At 66.8% G+C, this 17659-nt stretch carries 15 protein-coding genes; 14 read left to right on the top strand and 1 reads right to left on the bottom strand.

Annotation, left to right across the window (positions count from 1 at the left end; translation table 11 throughout):
• The first annotated feature begins 62 nt into the window (after window positions 1-62).
• From QFZ42_RS13460 to QFZ42_RS13415, 10 genes are all read left to right on the top strand, one after another.
• Window positions 63-2003: a TonB-dependent receptor domain-containing protein gene (locus tag QFZ42_RS13460; RefSeq protein ID WP_307701429.1), complete on the top strand. Its 1941-nt coding sequence runs from the start codon at window positions 63-65 to the stop codon at window positions 2001-2003.
• Window positions 2004-2046: 43 nt separating this feature from the next.
• Window positions 2047-2625 (top strand): bifunctional adenosylcobinamide kinase/adenosylcobinamide-phosphate guanylyltransferase, encoded by a 579-nt coding sequence (locus QFZ42_RS13455; protein WP_307701428.1) that lies wholly within the window; start codon window positions 2047-2049, stop codon window positions 2623-2625.
• The gene (locus QFZ42_RS13450) at window positions 2622-3494 is read left to right on the top strand and encodes an ABC transporter substrate-binding protein (RefSeq protein WP_307701427.1); all 873 of its coding nucleotides are present in this window, start codon (window positions 2622-2624) and stop codon (window positions 3492-3494) included. The genes QFZ42_RS13455 and QFZ42_RS13450 overlap by 4 nt, the downstream gene beginning before the upstream one ends.
• Before the next feature lie 17 nt (window positions 3495-3511).
• Window positions 3512-4522, top strand: coding sequence for a FecCD family ABC transporter permease (locus QFZ42_RS13445; protein WP_307701426.1), 1011 nt, complete (start codon window positions 3512-3514; stop codon window positions 4520-4522).
• A complete protein-coding gene (locus tag QFZ42_RS13440) occupies window positions 4519-5301 on the top strand; it encodes an ABC transporter ATP-binding protein (RefSeq protein ID WP_307701425.1) in 783 nt (260 codons plus the stop codon). Before QFZ42_RS13445 ends, QFZ42_RS13440 begins: the two co-directional genes overlap by 4 nt.
• Window positions 5302-5325: 24 nt before the next feature.
• Window positions 5326-5895 carry a cob(I)yrinic acid a,c-diamide adenosyltransferase gene (gene cobO / locus QFZ42_RS13435; RefSeq protein ID WP_307701424.1) on the top strand — a complete coding sequence of 190 codons (570 nt, stop codon included), beginning with the start codon at window positions 5326-5328 and terminating at the stop codon, window positions 5893-5895.
• 4 nt (window positions 5896-5899) lie between these two features.
• Window positions 5900-6847: an adenosylcobinamide-phosphate synthase CbiB gene (gene cbiB, locus QFZ42_RS13430; protein ID WP_307701423.1), complete on the top strand. Its 948-nt coding sequence runs from the start codon at window positions 5900-5902 to the stop codon at window positions 6845-6847.
• A gap of 59 nt (window positions 6848-6906) precedes the next feature.
• Complete coding sequence (locus tag QFZ42_RS13425; protein WP_307701422.1) at window positions 6907-7710, top strand: hypothetical protein; 804 nt, start codon at window positions 6907-6909, stop codon at window positions 7708-7710.
• Window positions 7711-7752: 42 nt separating this feature from the next.
• Window positions 7753-8799 (top strand): aminotransferase class I/II-fold pyridoxal phosphate-dependent enzyme, encoded by a 1047-nt coding sequence (locus QFZ42_RS13420; RefSeq protein ID WP_307701421.1) that lies wholly within the window; start codon window positions 7753-7755, stop codon window positions 8797-8799.
• A gap of 85 nt (window positions 8800-8884) precedes the next feature.
• Complete coding sequence (locus tag QFZ42_RS13415; RefSeq protein WP_307701420.1) at window positions 8885-9361, top strand: OsmC family protein; 477 nt, start codon at window positions 8885-8887, stop codon at window positions 9359-9361.
• 13 nt (window positions 9362-9374) lie between these two features.
• On the opposite strand, the gene QFZ42_RS13410 is transcribed toward QFZ42_RS13415, so the two are convergent.
• A complete protein-coding gene (locus QFZ42_RS13410) occupies window positions 9375-10289 on the bottom strand; it encodes a LysR family transcriptional regulator (protein WP_307701419.1) in 915 nt (304 codons plus the stop codon).
• Window positions 10290-10472: 183 nt separating this feature from the next.
• Between QFZ42_RS13410 and QFZ42_RS13405 the strand changes: the two genes are divergently transcribed.
• The 4 genes from QFZ42_RS13405 (at window position 10473) to QFZ42_RS13390 (ending at window position 17604) form a co-directional block, all read left to right on the top strand.
• Entirely contained in the window at window positions 10473-11354 is an 882-nt protein-coding gene (locus QFZ42_RS13405; protein ID WP_307701418.1) for an alpha/beta hydrolase, read from the top strand.
• 150 nt (window positions 11355-11504) lie between these two features.
• On the top strand, window positions 11505-12755 hold the full coding sequence (locus QFZ42_RS13400) for an efflux RND transporter periplasmic adaptor subunit (RefSeq protein ID WP_307701417.1): 1251 nt from the start codon (window positions 11505-11507) through the stop codon (window positions 12753-12755).
• Between the two features lie 40 nt (window positions 12756-12795).
• The gene (locus QFZ42_RS13395) at window positions 12796-16071 is read left to right on the top strand and encodes an efflux RND transporter permease subunit (RefSeq protein WP_307701416.1); all 3276 of its coding nucleotides are present in this window, start codon (window positions 12796-12798) and stop codon (window positions 16069-16071) included.
• A gap of 33 nt (window positions 16072-16104) precedes the next feature.
• Window positions 16105-17604 (top strand): efflux transporter outer membrane subunit, encoded by a 1500-nt coding sequence (locus tag QFZ42_RS13390; protein ID WP_307701415.1) that lies wholly within the window; start codon window positions 16105-16107, stop codon window positions 17602-17604.
• Window positions 17605-17659 lie beyond the last annotated feature (55 nt).

Below are 17659 nucleotides of genomic sequence, written 5' to 3'. Positions count from 1 at the left end.
CGCCCAAAACGCTGGCGGGGAGGCCGGCAACGGGCATAGACGCTCGTTCGTTCGGTCCATCCATGATTTCCTGCGTTCCCCTTTCTCTCGGCCGTGCTCCCGCGCGCCGTCGCCGCCTTGCCTGCCTGCCGCTTGCGCTGGCCTCCGCTTTCGGCGGCATGGCGCTGATTCAACTGCCCTCGACGGCGCATGCCCAGCAAGCTGCGGCCACGCTGGGTGAAACCGTGGTGACGGCCAACCGCACGCCGCAGCCGCTGTCGGACCTGGTGAGCGACGTGTCCATCATCGACCGCCAGACCATCGAGCGCAGCGGCGCCGTCGGCGTGGCCGACGTGCTGGCGCGCCTGCCGGGCATCGAGATCACGCGCAACGGCGGCGTGGCCAGCACCACCAGCCTGTTCATCCGCGGCGCGGATACGCGCTTCACGGCGGTGTACATCGACGGCGTGCGCGTCGATTCGCAATCGACCGGGGGTGCCGGCTGGGAAGGCATTCCGCTCGCGCAAATCGACCGCATCGAAGTGCTGCGCGGCCCGGCCGCCGCGGTGTACGGCTCCGATGCCGTGGGCGGCGTGATCCAGCTCTTTACCCGCCGCGGCGAAGAAGGCGTGGCGCCCTATGCGGGTGTGGGCTTCGGCAGTCATGGCCTGCGCAAGGCGGAGGCGGGCGTGAGCGGGAAGTCGGGCAACCTCGACTATTCGTTCGGTGTCGCGCACGAAGAAAGCAAGGGCTTCAACGCACTGCCGATCGAAAAGCGCACGCCCTCGAAAGACGGTTTCACCAGCCCCGACCGCGACGGCTATCGCGGCGACTCCGGCAACCTGCGCCTGGGCTACCAGCTCACCCCGAACCAGCGGCTGGATGCCACGCTGCTGTACAGCGACACCAACGCCGGCTACGACTCGCCGGTGTTCAGCAGAAGGCCGCCGCTCCAGTTCGACAACGACGTTTCGCAGAACACGCTGCGCACGGCCGGGCTCTCGTGGTCGGCCAAGTGGAACGACGTCTACAGCACGCGCGTGCAGGTGACCGATTCGCAATCGGTCTACAAGACGCAGCCTTCGTTCTACCGCACCGAGACGAATCTGCGCGGCTATCTGTTCCAGAACGAGTTTCGCTTCGGCCCCCACCTCGTGACGGCGACGCTCGAACGCCGCGAAGACGCGCTCGAGAACGCGCCGACCACCTTCACCGGCCTGCTTTCGCGCAAACGCTCGCAGGATGCGGTGTCGCTCGGCTACGGCTTCGTGCAGGGGGCGCACTCGCTCCAGCTGCATGTGCGCCACGACGACGACAGCGAGTTCGGTGGCAAGACCACCGGCAGCGTCGCCTACGGCTATTCGATCACGCCGAAGCTGCGCGCCACCGTGTCGGCCGGAACCGCGTTCCGCGCACCCACGCTGTACCAGCGCTTCAGCGAATACGGTACGCCGACGCTCAAGCCCGAGTCGAGCCGCAACGTCGAGCTCGGCTTGCGGTACACCGACGGCGACACGCATGCGGGCATCGTGGTGTACCAGAACCGCGTCAAGGACCTGATCGTGTTCGACGGCGGGGCCACGAATTGCGATTCCGGTTTCGGCTGCTACGCCAGCACGGCGCGCGCGCGTTACCGGGGCATTACCTTGTCGGGCGGCCACCGCATCGGCGACGTCACGCTGCGCGCATCGGCGGACTTCCAGGATCCGCGCGATCTGGAAACCGACAACCTGCTCGCACGCCGCGCGCGCCGCCACGGCACCCTGGGCGCCGACTGGCGCGTGGCCGGCTGGACGCTGGGCGCCGAGGTGCAATCGTCGAGCAAGCGCTTCGACGATGCCGCGAACACCCGCACCTTGAGCGGCTACACCGTGCTGAACCTCGTGGCCAGCACGCAGATCACGCGCGACATCGGCCTGGTGGCGCGCGTCGACAACGTGGGCGACAAGGACTACACCTTGGCACGCGGCTATGCCACCGGCGGCCGCAACGTGTACGTCGGCCTGAAGTGGACCCCGCAGTAAGTAGACTTCGCCGCGGGACGGCCCCAAAGGAAGAAAGGTGCCCATGACCATTGCACATGAATTCATCCTCGGGGGCCAGAAAAGCGGCAAGTCGCGCCAAGCCGAGCAGCGCGCCATCGACTGGCTGGCCGGGGCGCCCCCAGCGCGCCGCGCCGTGCTGATAGCAACCGCCGAGGCCCTCGACGACGAAATGCGCGAGCGCATCGTGCGTCATCAGGCCGACCGCGCCCGGCGCGTGCCGGCCCTGCGGACCGTCGAAGAGCCGGTCGAGCTGGCGCGCGCCATCGTTTCCGAGAGTGGTCCCGAAACGCTGGTGGTGGTCGACTGCCTCACGCTCTGGCTCACCAACCTGCTGATGCCGCTGCGCTCCGAGGCCGCGAAGCCGGCCACGCGCACGCCCTCGGCTCACGTCTCCATGCTGCTTCTCGCGCTGCACGAGGCACGCGGGCCGGTGGTGCTGGTCGGCAACGAGATCGGCCTGGGCGTGATTCCGCTTGGCCGGGAAACGCGTGCGTTCGTCGACACGCTGGGCCGCATGAACCAGGACGTCGCGGCCGCGTGCCACCGTGTCACGCTGATGGTGGCTGGGTTGCCGTTGACTTTGAAGACGCCCGCCGAATGACGAAGCACCGGACGATGAAATTTCTTTGCGCGGCCCTCGGCCTTGGCCTTTTCTCGCTGGCCGCGCACGCGCTTGAAGTGACCGACGAGCGCGGCGTCACCGTGAGCCTGCCGCAGTCGCCGCAGCGCATCGTCACGCTGCTGCCTTCATTGACCGAAGGTGTCTGCGCGCTCGGGGCCTGTTCGCGGCTGGTGGGCGTCGACAACTATTCCAACTCGCCAAAGGCCGTGCGCGCGTTGCCGCAGCTGGGCGGAGGGATCGACCCCAATGTGGAAGCCATCGTGGCGCTGCGGCCCGACGCGGTGCTGCTTGCCAAGTCGTCGCGCGTGACGCAGCGGCTGGAGGCGCTGGGTCTCAAGGTGCTGGTGCTCGAACCCAAGAGCCATGCCGATGTGCGGCGCGTGCTCGACACGCTCGACCAGGTGCTCGGCACCCGCGAGGCGCCGACGGTCTGGCGCGCGATCGATGCCAGCGTGTCGGCGGCGGCGCAATCGCTGCCGGCCCGCGCGAAGGGCCAGCGCGTGTACTTCGAGGTCAACAGCGCGCCGTTTGCGGCCGGCGAGTCGTCGTTCATCGGCGAAACGCTCACGCGGCTGGGCGTGAAGAACATCGTGCCGGCTTCGCTCGGTCCGTTTCCGAAGCTCAATCCCGAGTACGTGGTGCGTGCCAATCCCGATCTCATCATGGTCAGCGTGCGCAGTGCGCAAGGTCTCGAGCAGCGCCCGGGCTGGAGCGGCATCCGCGCGGTGCGCGAAGGCCGCATCTGCCGCTTCAGCGCAGAGGAGTCCGACGTGCTCGTGCGCCCCGGCCCGCGCATGGACGAGGCCGCACGATTGATGGCGCGCTGCCTCGCAGACAAGGCCGGTTAAAAAGCCGCAAGAACTTCATGCACACGCACCATCAGCGCCGGGTCTGGTTCTTCGGCATCGCATTGCTCGGCCTGGGCGGTGCGCTCGCCATGCTCGGCCTGGGCATCGGCAGCACCGGCTTCGAAAGCCTGCTGGCGGCTTGGCGCGACCCGGTGGCGCTGCAGATCGTGTGGGACATCCGTCTGCCGCGCACGCTCGGCGCCTGGCTTGCGGGCGCGCTGCTCGGGCTTGCGGGCGCGGTGGCGCAGGGCCTGTTCCGCAATCCGCTGGCCGACCCGTATCTGCTCGGCAGCGCCTCGGGTGCTTCGCTCGGCGTGGCGGTGGCGCTCATGCTGTTCGGCGGCTCGGCCGCCAGCATGCAATGGGTGATGCGCCTGGGGCTCACGGGCGCGGCTTTCGTCGGCGCGGTGCTCGCGGTCATGCTCACATTGGTGCTTGCGCGCGGGGTGCAGCAGACACTGCGGCTGCTGCTCGCGGGCGTGATTGTGGGCGTGGTGCTCGGCGCCGCCAAGGACCTGATCACCATCGCGTCGGCCGATGTCCTGCAGGCCATCCAGGGCTTCATCCTCGGCAGCACCGGGCTGGTCGGATGGAGCGCATGCGCCGTCATGGCCGTGGTCGGCGTGGTGTGCCTGCTGCTGGGCTGGGCGCTCGCGCCGGTGCTCGACGGGCTTGCACTCGGAGAAGCGACCGCGAGGAGCCTGGGCTTGCCGCTGGGGGCGATGCGCGCCGCACTGGTGGTGGTGCTCGCGCTGGCCACCGGCGCGGCCGTGGCTCAGACCGGGCTGATCGCTTTCGTGGGGCTGGCCTCGCCGCATCTCGTGCGGTCCGTGGTGAAGACCACGCATGCCGGGTTGATCGTGCTTTCCGCGCTGATGGGTGGCCTGTTGTTGATGTCGGCCGACCTGGCGGCGCGCTGGCTCATCGCCCCGCAGGAACTGCCGGTGGGCGTGCTCACGGCCGTGCTCGGCGGCAGCTACCTGCTGTGGCTGATGCACCGGCGCAGCGCGCGGGGCGGTGTGGCATGAGCGGCCACATCCCGGCGCTCGAGGCGCGCGGTGTAAGCGCCACGCTCGGCAACGCCGAGGTGCTGCACGGCATCGACCTGAAGCTGGGTGCCGCGCGGTGGACCAGCATCGTCGGGCCGAACGGCGCGGGCAAGTCGACCTTGCTCAAGGCGCTCGCGGGCCTGCTTGCGCACCGCGGCGAGGTTTTTCTGTTCGGCGAAGCGGCGGCCAAAGTGCCGGGCCGCATCCGCGCGCAGCGCCTTTCGTGGCTGGGCCAGAGCGGCGCGGCCGGCGAGGGCAGCGCCGACGACCTGATGGTCTACGACATTGCGATGCTCGGCCGCCTGCCGCACCAGCGTTGGCTCGCCACGCCGAGCGCGGCCGACCGCGAGGCGGTGGAACGCGCATTGCGCAGCACCCAGGCCTGGGACTGGCGCGAACGGCCGCTGGGCCAGCTCTCGGGCGGCGAACGCCAGCGCGTGCTGCTGGCGCGTGCGCTCGCGGTCGAGGCCGAACTGCTCCTGATGGACGAACCGCTCGCCAACCTCGACCCGCCGCACCAGGCCGACTGGATGCAGACCACGCGTGCGCTGGTGGCCCAAGGGCGCACCGTGGTCAGCGTGCTGCACGAACTGCCGATGGCGCTCGCGGCCGATGAACTGGTAGTGATGAACCATGGCCGCGTGGTGCACCACGGCGGCAGCAGCGACCCGGCCACCCATGCCGCGCTCGAACAGGTGTTCGACCACCGCATTCGCGTGCACCGCGTGGCGGACCAGTGGATCGCCTTGCCGAACTAACGACTTCAGAATACCCACGACATCATGCAGATCGAAACACCCCCCAGCGACAAACCCTACGAAAAGCCCGAAGGCGAGCGCCGCGGCATCGTCATCGTGAACACCGGCGACGGCAAGGGGAAGAGCACCGCCGCCTTCGGCCTTGCGCTGCGCGCGCACGGCCGCGGCAAGGCCGTGAAGATCTACCAGTTCATGAAAGTGCCCTCGGCGCGTTTCGGCGAGCACCGCATGTTCGAGCAGATCGGCATGCCCATCGAAGGGCTGGGCGACGGCTTCAGCTGGAAGAGCCAGGACCTGGAGCGTTCAGGCCAACTGGCGCGCGACGGATGGGAAAAAGCCAGGGCGGCCATTCTTTCCGGCGAGTTCTTTCTGGTGGTGCTCGACGAGATCACCTATCCGCTGATCTATGGCTGGGTGCCGCTCGAAGTCGTGCTCGAAACCTTGCGCGAGCGGCCGAAGCATGTGCACGTGGTGCTCACCGGCCGTCGCTGCCCGCCCGAGATCGTCGAACTGGCCGACACCGTGACCGAGATGACCATGGTCAAGCACGCGTTCAAGGCCGGCATTCCCGCCCAGCGGGGCATCGAGGACTGAGCCGTTGGCAGCCGCGGCCGCCTTGTGGCTTGCGCTGGCCATCGACCGCTGGCTGGGCGAGCCCGCGGCGCGCTGGCATCCCGTGGTGTGGATGGGGCACTATCTTGGCTGGTTCGGTTCCCGCAACGCACCGCAGGCGGCCGATGCGAGGCCGCGTGATCTGCTGCTGTTCCTGAAGGGAGCGTTGGCCTGGTGCGCGGGTGCGCTGTTCGCCGGCGCCGTGGCGCTGGCGGTGCAGGCAGTCGCTGTGCAATCGCTGCCCGTCTGGGCAACGGCCCTGGTGCTCGCGCTCGCGCTGAAGCCGCTTTTCGCGTGGCGCATGCTGCGGGGCGAAGTGCTCGCGGTCGAGGCAGCATTGGCTGTGTCGCTCGAAGTTGGCCGCGCGCAACTTGCCCGGCTGGTGAGCCGCGATGTCTCCGCGCTCAGCGGGCACGAGGTGCGCGAAAGCGCCATCGAATCGCTGGCCGAGAACCTCAACGATTCGCTCGTGGCGCCGGTGTTCTGGTTCGTGCTGCTGGGCTTGCCCGGCGCGGCAGTCTACCGATTCGCCAACACCGCCGATGCCATGTGGGGCTACCGCGGCGAGCGCAACGGGCGAGATTGGACGTGGTTCGGCAAGTGGGCCGCGCGCGCCGACGATGTGCTCTCGTGGCTGCCGGCACGGCTCACCGTGCTGCTGCTGGCGCTTGCGGCGTGGCAATGGCCACGCGGGCTGGCACGGGAGGCGCGCCATACGCCTTCGCCCAACAGCGGATGGCCGATGGCCGCGATGGCATTGCTGCTTGGCGTGCGGCTGGCCAAGCCGGGCGTGTATGCCTTGAATGCTGAAGGGCGGCGAGCCCAAGGACTAGACCTTCGACGCGCAATTGTTCTATGCAAGAGAGCGGTTCTGCTAATTGAAGGTTCAGCGATCATCCTCGCAGGCACGCTGGCTATGGCGGTCTGTGCGTAAACCATGCGCAGTGATCTTCGAATGAAGCGAATCGTGGAGCCCAACTACTGAAATAATCAGTGATCAAATTGCTGATCGAGCAGTTCACCTACATGACCTCACATCTATCGCTTTCCCTCGATGTTCTCTCTTGGGATGCGACGCGCGAAAGTTCCTCAATTGCGGAAGATCCGGATTGGAAGAAGCCGTATCAATACTGGAAGCATGCGGACCATTTACTGACCCACGACGGTGGCGAGCACTATCGAATTGATTGCATTGCGAATCTGAAGAGGGCTGTCGATCATCGGCTGAAGCGCTTGAACTCGTTATACCGATTCAAAAAAATCGCGGATCCGAAAAAACCAAACGAACTCCTGGAGATGTTGGGTCATTTCGGGGTAGCGAGGCCTGCGATGCTTCTGGAGATTTCGGCACTTCGGAATTTGCTAGAGCATCAGCACAAGGCTCCACCTAGCACGAGTCGTTGCCAAGAGTTGGTTGAATTTATTTGGTACTTCCTCAGATCCACCGACGCGCTCAGTACCTCTGTAGTTAGCACCTTCACGCTGGTTTTGGACGGGAGTATTGGCAACGAAACTTTTTGGCTCTCTGTCACGTATGGCCCGAATGTCGATTGGAAGTGCTCTGTATGGGGCTGGGTACCAGAAGCGCTCGCTAGCAAATCCTCGGCGGGAGGCATTGAGCTGAGCTTGGAAAGCGCCGAAAACTACGAGCAATTTTCTGCGAAGAGGGCGAATCTGACAGGCATGGTGAAACCGGGTCCTAACCGTTCGACATCTGACGTCTTCTTGAAAGGCGAGGTAGTGGGACGTCCAGAGGCTTTCTCAAGGTTGACTGAAATCTACTTCTCAGTTCTTTGAGCTTGTCGCATATGCAATTCCACTCGCGTTCATGCATTGAGCATGCTCGGGGGCAATGAAGGAGCCGGATTGATTTGCTCGTCAGATTTGACGGCTGTTGCGCACGGCGGCCCTGATGCATCGGGGGCCGCTCGGCACGACTTTTCAACCAACAGCAACGCGGCGGGCCCATGCCCAGCCGTTCTGGCCGCGCTGCGCGCAGCCGATGCAGCGCACTATCCAGACCCAGGCTACACATCGCTGCGCCGCGCGCTGGCAGGTTTTCATGGCGTTGAGCCCGGCCGTATCGTGATTGCTGCGAGTGCAAGCGAATTCATCCACCGCATCAGCGCCGCTTGGGCGCAAGGTGGTGGACGGAAGGTCTGCCTGCCCGTGCATAGCTACGGCGACTACGAACGTGCAGCTTCGGCTTGGGGCTTGCAGGTGTCGCGCATTGCCGCACCGCGAGGAGATGCGGCACTGCGCTGGCTGTGCGAACCCTCCAGTCCGCTGGGCCAGCCCGAAACCGATCTTGAATCTCAATCGAGGGCCATCGACACCTGCGTGCTCGACATGGCCTACGAGCCGCAGCGCCTGGAAGGCCGGGCGTCGTTCGACGTGGTGCAGCGCAACCGTGTCTGGCAGCTGTGGACGCCAAACAAGGCGATGGGCCTGACCGGCGTTCGCGCAGCCTATGCCATCGCACCCGAAAGCGACGACGCTGCGGCGCTGAAGCAGCGCCTCGAACAACTGTCACCTTCCTGGCCGATCGGCGCCCACGGCGTGGCGTTGCTCGAAACCTGGGTCGGCGACGAAGCACAAGCCTGGCTCGCGCAAAGCCTGCACACCCTGCGAGCTTGGAAGGCGCAGCAGCGCGCCATCTGCGAATCACTGGGATGGCAGTGCCTGCCGAGCGACGCCAACTTCTTCTGCGCGCGCACCGATGCGCCGTATCCGCAGTTGTTCGCCGCGCTGCGCGCCGAAGGCGTCAAACTGCGCGACTGTGCATCCTTCGGACTGCCGGGCCACGTGCGGCTCGGCGTGCTGCCGCCGCAGAGCCAGCAGGCGCTAAGAGAGGGCTGGGAAAGGGCGGCCGCCGCCGGGCATTGAACGGCGACGAGCGAGGCCTCGCCCCCGTGCTCGGTACCATCACGAGACTCTTTCCCCGAGCAACTGTTTCAAGGAGAACAACGCCATGTCCGAATACACCGCGGAAATCCTCTGGCAGCGAGGCGACCAGGACTTCCTTGGCAACACCTACAGCAGAAGGCACTCGATGCGCTTCGACGGCGGTGCGGAAGTGCCGGGCTCCTCGTCGCCGCACGTGGTGCCGCTGCCGTTTTCCGATGCCGCGGCGGTCGATCCGGAAGAGGCTTTCGTCGCTTCGCTGTCGAGCTGCCACATGCTGTGGTTTCTCACCATGGCGGTGAAGCGCAAGTTCAGCGTCGACCGCTACTTCGACGCGGCGAGCGGCCTCATGGAAAAGAATGCCGAGGGCAAGCTCGCGATGACCGTGGTCACGCTCCGCCCTGAGGTCACATTCTCTGGTGTCAACCTGCCCACGCGCGAGCAGGTCGAACACATGCACCATCGGGCGCACGAGGAGTGCTTCATTGCCAACTCGGTGAAGACCGAGGTGCGCTGCGAACCGGTATTCGCCTCAGGCGAGTGAATCGACGAGCGGCTCAGCGCCGCTGCAGCCGCGGGTTCTTCGCAAACAGCTCGGCGGCCCAATCGACGAACGCCCGCACCTTGGCGCTCAGATGGCGGTTGGGCGGATAGACCACGTGAATCGGCAGCGGGTCGCGGTGCCATTCGGGGAGTATCTCGACCAGTTCGCCTGCTTCCAGCAGTGGCTCGGCCATGAACGTAATGCACTGCGAAATGCCGAAGCCGCCGAGCACCGCCGCCATGTGGGCATTGCTCTCGTTGACCGACACGCGGTAGGGGCCGTTGAGTTCGATGTACTCGTCGCCCTTCCTGAACTCGTGCGGGTAGATGCGCCGCGTGCTGCCCGAAAAATAGCTCACCACATGGTGCCGCTTTTCGATGTCGTTCGGATGCTGCGGAATGCCGTAGCGCTTGACGTAGGCGGGCGACGCCACGGTCACGAAATGCAGCGTGCCGATGCGCCGGGCCACCAGCGACTGGTCGCTCAGCTCGCCGGCCCGGATCACGCAGTCGACGTTGTCGCTGATGAGGTCGACCGGGCGGTCGCTCACGCCCAGGTCGACCTGGATGTCCGGATAGCGGTCGCAGAAGGTGGCCAGGGCGGGCAGGATGATCAACCGCGCCACCGAGGTGCCGATGTCGATGCGCAGCCGCCCCGTGGGATTGGCCTGCGCATTGGTCATGCTGGCTTCGATGTCGTCGAAATCGTTCAGCAGGCGGGCCGCGCGTTCGAAGTAGGCCGCGCCGTCCGGCGTGACCGTCACGCGCCGCGTGGTGCGGTTGAGCAGCTTCACCCGCAGGCGCGACTCCAGCGCCTGGATCTGCTTGGTGACCGTTCCCTTGGGCAGGGCGAGCGAGTCCGCGGCACGCGTGAAGGTGCCGGCTTCCACCACGCGGACGAAGATCCGCATTGCCTGGATTTGATCCATTGATGACTGTTCCTGGAACCCGGCCATTGCCGAGAGGACGCGGATTCTCACACAAGGTGACAATCCCCCGAGAGTTTCCGGATTGTTAGCCGTTTGGAAACAGAGTAGGGGCAGCTTGCCTGTTTAACGCCACACTGGCCGCCTTATATTTCGACTATCGCCAATCCTCCTGAGGTTGCCTCCATGTCACCCCGTCCGTCGTCCCGCTCTGCCGAAGCCGCTGCTCTCGCCGCGGCAGAAGGCGTGGAAGCCGATCTTTCGATCGAGCTGCCCGGCCGTGAGCCCGTGGGTGCCCGGGTCTACGGGCAGCGCCCGCGGGGCGAAACGGTGCCGCTGGTGCTGCATTTCCATGGTGGCACCTTCATTTGCGGCAACCTGGACAACGGACGCAACGTGGCCCGGCTGCTGGCCGGGGCGGGCGCGGTGGTGGTGTCGGTGGCTTATCCGCTGGCACCCGCTTCGCCTTTCCCCGAGCCCATCGAGGTGGGCTATGCGGCGCTCGAATGGCTCTACAAGCAGCGCGTGAAGCTCGGCGGCAAGGGCGCCCAGGTGTACCTGGCCGGTGAAGAAGCCGGCGGCAACCTGGCCGCCGGGGTGGCGCTGATCGCCCGCGACAGGGCGCATCCGCCGCTGGCAGGGCAAATTCTGCTGTCGCCCATGCTCGACCCGTGCGCGGGCACGGCGTCGTTGCGCAAGGCGACCAGCGACGAGCCCGAGTGCCGCTGGGCCACCGGCTGGGAAAAGTACCTGAGCTGCCCGTCGAACGCGATGCACCCCTACGCGGTGCCGAGCGGATCGATCCGGCTGTCTTCCCTGGCACCGGCCCTGGTGCTGGTGGGACAGGACGATGCCATGCGCGACGAGGCGCTGACTTTTGCCGGGCGCCTGCGTGCGGCCGGCATCGACGTGACGAGCAGCGTGCTGCCCGGCGCCGCGAACTGGCCCAAGGCGCTGTACGACCCCGAGCCCTCGGGTTGCAAGGCGTGCGAGGCCAGCGTGCAGCAGCATTTCCGCGAATTTTTCAGTGCCACCACGCCGCCTCCGGTCGCACCCAAGCCCAGCTAGGTAGGGCCGGTCGCGGCAGCCTGGCCGGCGACGCGACGCCGCCCTCGGCCCACCGGTAACCCCGGTCATTTTTGAGTTCCGCCTCCTGGTGCCACAAGCACCGGGATGGCCTGTTGCATCCCAAGAAGTCATCGAGAAGGACGAATCATCATGTCGAACAACAATCAAAAACTGTCTTCCGCCGCGCGCAAGGGGCTGTGGCCCGCCGTGACCGGCCTCACCGCCGTGCTGGCGGTGGCCGCCGCGGTGCTGGGCATGCACAGCTTCAAGGCCGAAGCCACCGCGCCGGCCGCGGCGCAGCAGGGCACGCCGGTGTCGGTGGCGACCGTCGCGTCGAGCGAGATCAATGCCTGGGACGAGTTCTCGGGCCGGCTCGAAGCGGTTCAGCGCGTCGACGTGCGCTCCCGCGTGGCCGGCGCCGTGCAGGCGGTGCACTTCCGCGAGGGCGCGTTGGTGAAGCAAGGCGACCTGCTGATCACCATCGACCCCGCACCGTATGCCGCCGAGGTGGAACGCGCCGAAGCGCAGGTGGCATCGGCCCAGGCCCGCCAGGCGTTCAGCCGCAGCGAGCAGGAACGCGCCAAGCGCCTGTGGGACCAGCAGGCCATTGCCCAGCGTGAATACGACGAGCGCGTGAACGCCAGCCGCGAAGCCGACGCCAACCTGCGCGCCGCGCAAGCCTCGCTGCAATCGGCACGCCTGAACCTGGGCTACACGCAAGTGCGTGCGCCTGTGTCGGGCCGGATCGGCAAGCTCGAAGTGACCCAGGGCAACCTGGTGGCCGCGGGCCCCGGCGCGCCGGTGTTGACCACGCTGGTGTCGGTGAGCCCGATCTACGCGAGCTTCGACGCCGATGAGCAGGTGATCACGCGGGCCCTGAAAGACCTGCCGAGCGGCGCCAGTGCGCGCGGCCAGATCGAGAGCATTCCCGTGCAGATGGGCACCGCCGGCCTCGAGGGCACGCCCTTCACCGGCAAGCTCCAGCTGATCGACAACCAGGTCGACGCCCGCAGCGGCACCGTGCGCGTGCGGGCCTCCTTCGACAACAAGGACGGCGCGCTCATTCCCGGACAGTTCGCCCGCATCCGCATGGGCCAGGCACGCAACGACTCGGCGCTGCTGGTGAGCGAACGCGCCATCGGCACCGACCAGAACAAGAAGTTCGTGATGGTCGTGGGCGAAGACAACAAGGCTGTGTACCGCGAGGTGACGCTCGGCGCGTCGATCAACGGACTGCGTGTGGTGAGCAAGGGCCTGAAGGCCGGCGACCGCGTGGTGGTCAACGGCCTGCAGCACATCCGCCCCGGCGCGCTGGTGGTGCCACAGAGCGTGACGATGGACGCGAAGACCGACACGAAGCAACAACAACCGGAACGCGTCGCGGAAGCCGCGAAGTCCTGAACTCGGAGGGGAGCGCGTTTGCGCTCGCCGGAGAAACAACATGAATCTCTCTAAATTCTTCATCGACCGGCCGATCTTTGCCGGCGTGCTGTCGCTATTGATACTGATAGCCGGTCTGATCGCGCTGCGCGGGCTGCCGATTTCGGAATACCCCGAAGTCGCGCCGCCCTCCGTGGTGGTGCGCGCCCAGTACCCCGGCGCCAACCCCAAGGTGATCGCCGAAACCGTGGCCACGCCGCTCGAAGAGCAGATCAACGGCGTCGAAGGCATGCTCTACATGGGCAGCCAGGCCACCACCGACGGCGTGATGACGCTGACGGTGACCTTCCGCCTCGGCACCGATCCCGACAAGGCCCAGCAGCTGGTGCAGAACCGCGTCTCGCAAGCCGAGCCGCGCCTGCCGGAGGAAGTGCGCCGCCTCGGCATCACGACCGTCAAGAGCGCGCCCGACCTGACGATGGTGGTCCACCTCGTTTCGCCGAACAACCGCTACGACATCAACTACCTGCGCAACTACGCGGTGCTGAACGTGAAGGACCCGCTCGCGCGCATCGAAGGCGTGGGCCAGGTGCAGATCTTCGGCGGCGGCGACTATTCGATGCGCGTCTGGCTCGACCCGCAGAAGGTCGCGCAGCGCGGCCTTTCGGCGAGCGATGTGGTGGCTGCGATCCGCGGCCAGAACGTGCAGGCCGCTGCCGGCGTGGTCGGCGCTTCGCCGGGCCTGTCGGGCGTGGACATGCAGCTCTCGATCAACGCGCAAGGGCGCCTGCAGAGCGAAGAAGAGTTCGGCGACATCATCGTCAAGAGCGGCACCGACGGCGCCGTGACCCGCCTGCGCGACATCGGCCGGCTCGAAATGGGCGCCGCCGACTACTCGCTGCGCTCGCTGCTGAACAACGACCCGGCCGTCGGCATGGGTGTGTTCCAGGCGCCGGGCTCCAATGCGCTCGACATCTCGTCCAACGTACGCAAGACGATGGCCGAGCTCAACAAGAACATGCCGGAAGGCTTGGAATACCGCATCGCGTATGACCCGACGCAGTTCGTGCGCGCGTCCATCGAATCGGTGATCCACACGCTGCTCGAAGCCATCATGCTGGTGGTGCTGGTCGTGATCCTGTTCCTGCAGACCTGGCGCGCGTCGATCATTCCGCTGCTGGCCGTGCCGGTGTCGGTGATCGGTACTTTCGCGGTGCTGCACATCCTCGGTTTCTCGATCAATGCGCTGAGCCTGTTCGGGCTGGTGCTGGCCATCGGCATCGTGGTGGACGACGCCATCGTGGTGGTGGAAAACGTGGAGCGGAACATCGAGGCGGGGCTCACGCCACGCGAAGCGACGTACCGCGCGATGCGCGAAGTGTCCGGGCCCATCATCGCGATTGCGCTGGTGCTCGTGGCCGTGTTCGTGCCGCTGGCTTTCATCAGCGGCCTCACGGGCCAGTTCTATCGCCAGTTCGCGGTGACCATCGCGATCTCGACGGTGATCTCGGCGATCAACTCGCTGACCTTGTCGCCGGCGCTCGCCGCCTTGCTGCTGCGCGGCCACGACGCTCCGAAGGACGCGCTGACGCGCGGCATGGACAAGGTGTTCGGCTGGCTGTTCCGCGGCTTCAACAGGCTCTTCAGCCGAGGTTCGGAAGCCTACAGCGGCGGCGTCAAGAGCGTCATCTCGCGCAAGGCGCTGATGCTGGCGATCTACGTCGCGCTGATTGCCGTGACCTTCGGCCTCTTCAAGGCCGTGCCCGGCGGTTTCGTGCCGGCGCAGGACAAGCAATACCTGATCGGTTTTGCCCAGCTGCCCGACGGCGCCACGCTCGACCGCACCGACGAAGTGATCCAGCGCATGGGCGAGATCATGAAGAAGAACCCGAACGTGGAAGACGCCATCGCCTTCCCGGGCCTGTCGATCAACGGCTTCACCAACAGCTCGAACTCGGGCATCGTGTTTGCCACGCTCAAGCCTTTCGACCAGCGCAAGCGCGCCGACCAGAGCGGCGGTGCGGTGGCCGGCCAGCTCAACGGTGCTTTCTCGAGCATCCAGGATGCGTTCATCGTGATGTTCCCGCCGCCGCCGGTGGCGGGCCTGGGCACCACGGGCGGCTTCAAGCTGCAGATCGAAGACCGCGCCTCGGTCGGCTACGACCAGATGGACGCGGCGGTAAAGGCCTTCATGGCCAAGGCCTATGCCACTCCCGAGCTCACGGGCATGTTCACGAGCTGGCAGGTCAACGTGCCGCAGCTGTATGCCGACATCGACCGTACCAAGGCCCGTCAGCTCGGCGTGCCGGTGACGGACATCTTCGACACCATGCAGATTTATCTCGGCAGCCTGTATGCGAACGACTTCAACAAGTTCGGCCGCACCTACAGCGTGCGTGTGCAGGCCGATGCGCCTTACCGCGCACGTGCCGAAGACGTGGGCATGCTGAAGGTGCGCTCAACCACGGGCGAGATGGTGCCGCTGGCCGCGCTCATGAAGGTGAATTCGACCTTCGGTCCGGAACGCGCCATGCGCTACAACGGCTACCTGGCAGCCGACATCAACGGCGGCCCGGCGCCCGGCTATTCGTCGGGCCAGGCACAGGACGCGATCACCAAGATTGCGGCCGAGACGCTGCCCAAGGGCGTGAGCTTCGAGTGGACCGAGCTGACCTACCAGGAAATCCTGGCCGGCAACTCCGCCTTCCTGGTGTTCCCGCTGGCCATCCTGCTGGTGTTCCTGGTGCTCGCCGCGCAGTACGAGAGCCTGACGCTGCCGATCGCCATCATCCTGATCGTGCCGATGGGCATTCTGGCCGCGATGACCGGCGTATGGATATCGGGGGGTGACAACAACGTCTTCACGCAGATCGGGTTGATCGTGCTGGTGGGGCTGAGTGCGAAGAACGCGATTCTGATCGTGGAGTTCGCACGGGAGCTGGAGTTCGCCGGACGCACGCCCATCCAGGCCGCGATCGAAGCGAGCCGCCTGCGCCTGCGCCCGATTCTCATGACCTCGCTGGCCTTCGTGATGGGTGTGCTGCCGCTCGTGCTGTCGACCGGCGCGGGCTCGGAGATGCGCAAGGCCATGGGCGTGGCGGTGTTCGCCGGGATGATCGGCGTGACGGCCTTCGGCCTGTTCCTGACGCCGGTGTTCTACGTGCTGATGCGCCGCCTCGCGGGCAACCGCCCACTCAAGCTGCACGGCGACGTGCCGCACGGGGAAGACTTCGTTTCGGCGGCCCATCCGGCTGCGCCGGCCCACGGAGGTTCCGGCGGTGGCGGGCTGCACCCGATGCCTGCTTCGCCGCGTCCTTCGCACGGCTCGCATGACTGATCGCCTGAACGATCAAGAAGAAAGATCATCATCATGAAGTTCGCATTCCAACCTTTGGTTCGACCGCTTCGCACCGCCTTGCTGCCGCTGGTGGCAGCCCTGGCGCTGGCCGGCTGCGCGACCGTGCCCTCCGGCGTGCCGGAGATCCAGACCACGGCCCAGTTCAAGGAGCAGGGCGCCGCCCCGCCCGCGGGCTGGACGCGTGCCGTGCCTTCCGAAGCGCAGGCGCGCGGCGCCTGGTGGCTGGCGTTCAACGACCCGGTGCTCAATGCGCTGGTCGAAAAGGCGGACGTCAACAACAACAACATCCAGGCCGCCGCGGCTCGGCTTGCCGAGGCTCGCGCCCTGGCGCGCAGCGCCCAGGCCGACCGCCTGCCGCAGATCGGGCTGGGTGCCGGTGCCAACCGCGGTGCGGGCCTCGACAAGGCCACGGCGAGCACAAGGCCGGCCACCATGACCAACATCGGCGCCACCTTCTCGTACGAGGTCGACCTGTTCGGCCGGCTCTCGGGCGCGAGCAATGCGGCCAAGCTCGATGCGGCCAGCCGCGAAGCGCTGCTGCAAAGCACGCGGCTCGCGGTGCAGGCCGAAGTGGCTCAGACCTACCTGCAGCTTCGCGCGCTCGATGCCGAACGCGCCCTGGTGCGCGAGCAGGTCGAGGCCTACCGCGACACGCTGCGCCTGACGCAGCGCCGCCAGCAGGCCGGCGACATTGCCGAGCTCGACGTGGCACGCGTGCAGACCGAGGTGTCGTCGACCGAATCGGACGCGCTTGCGCTCGACCGGCAGCGCGCCCAGGTGGAGCATGCGCTCGCGGTGCTGGTGGGCGACTCGGCCTCGAGCTTCGGCCTGCGTACCGACGACTGGGCCACCGCGCTGCCGTCCGTGCCGCCGGGCGTACCGGCCACGGTGCTGACGCGCCGCCCGGACGTGTCGGCCGCACAGAACGCGGTGCTCGCTGCACAGGCCCGCGTGGGCGTGGCGCAGGCCGCCTGGTTTCCGGACATCTCGCTGACCGGCGCCGCGGGCTACGCATCGCCGGAAATCGGCGACCTGTTCAAGTGGTCGGCCCGTTCGTGGGGCGTGGGTGCGCTGCTCTCGCTGCCGATCTTCGACGGCGGCCGCCGCGAAGCCGGTGTGCAGGGCGCCAACGCCCAGCTCGACGGCGCGCTCGCGAACTACCGCAGCCAGGTGCTGGTGGCGTTTCAGGAGGTTGAAGACCAGTTGTCCGCCATCCGCATCCTGCAGGAACAGTCGACCGTACAGGCGCAGGCCGTCACCTCGGCTCAGCGCGCGACCAGCCTGTCGGACACGCGCTACCGCAACGGCTACATCAGCCAGCTCGACCTGCTCGACGCCCGCCGCAGCGAACTGCGCAACCGGCGCCAGGCGCTGCAGGTGAAGTCGGCGCAGTACCAGGCGGCCGTGGGGCTGATCCGCGCCATCGGCGGTGGGTGGGAGGTGCCGAGCGCCACGGCGCAGGCGACGTCTCAGCCGGGCGGAGCCGCCGCGGTACAGACCGCGGCACGCTGACACACCAAAGGGGCGCAAGCCCCTTTTTCTTTGTGCGGCCGCGTTTCGGGGAAAG

This window comes from Variovorax paradoxus (genome assembly GCF_030815855.1).
Taxonomy (GTDB): Bacteria; Pseudomonadota; Gammaproteobacteria; order Burkholderiales; family Burkholderiaceae_C; genus Variovorax; species Variovorax paradoxus_M.
Note: the sequence above shows the minus strand (reverse complement) of the source record. Positions and strands in the feature narration are given on the sequence as shown.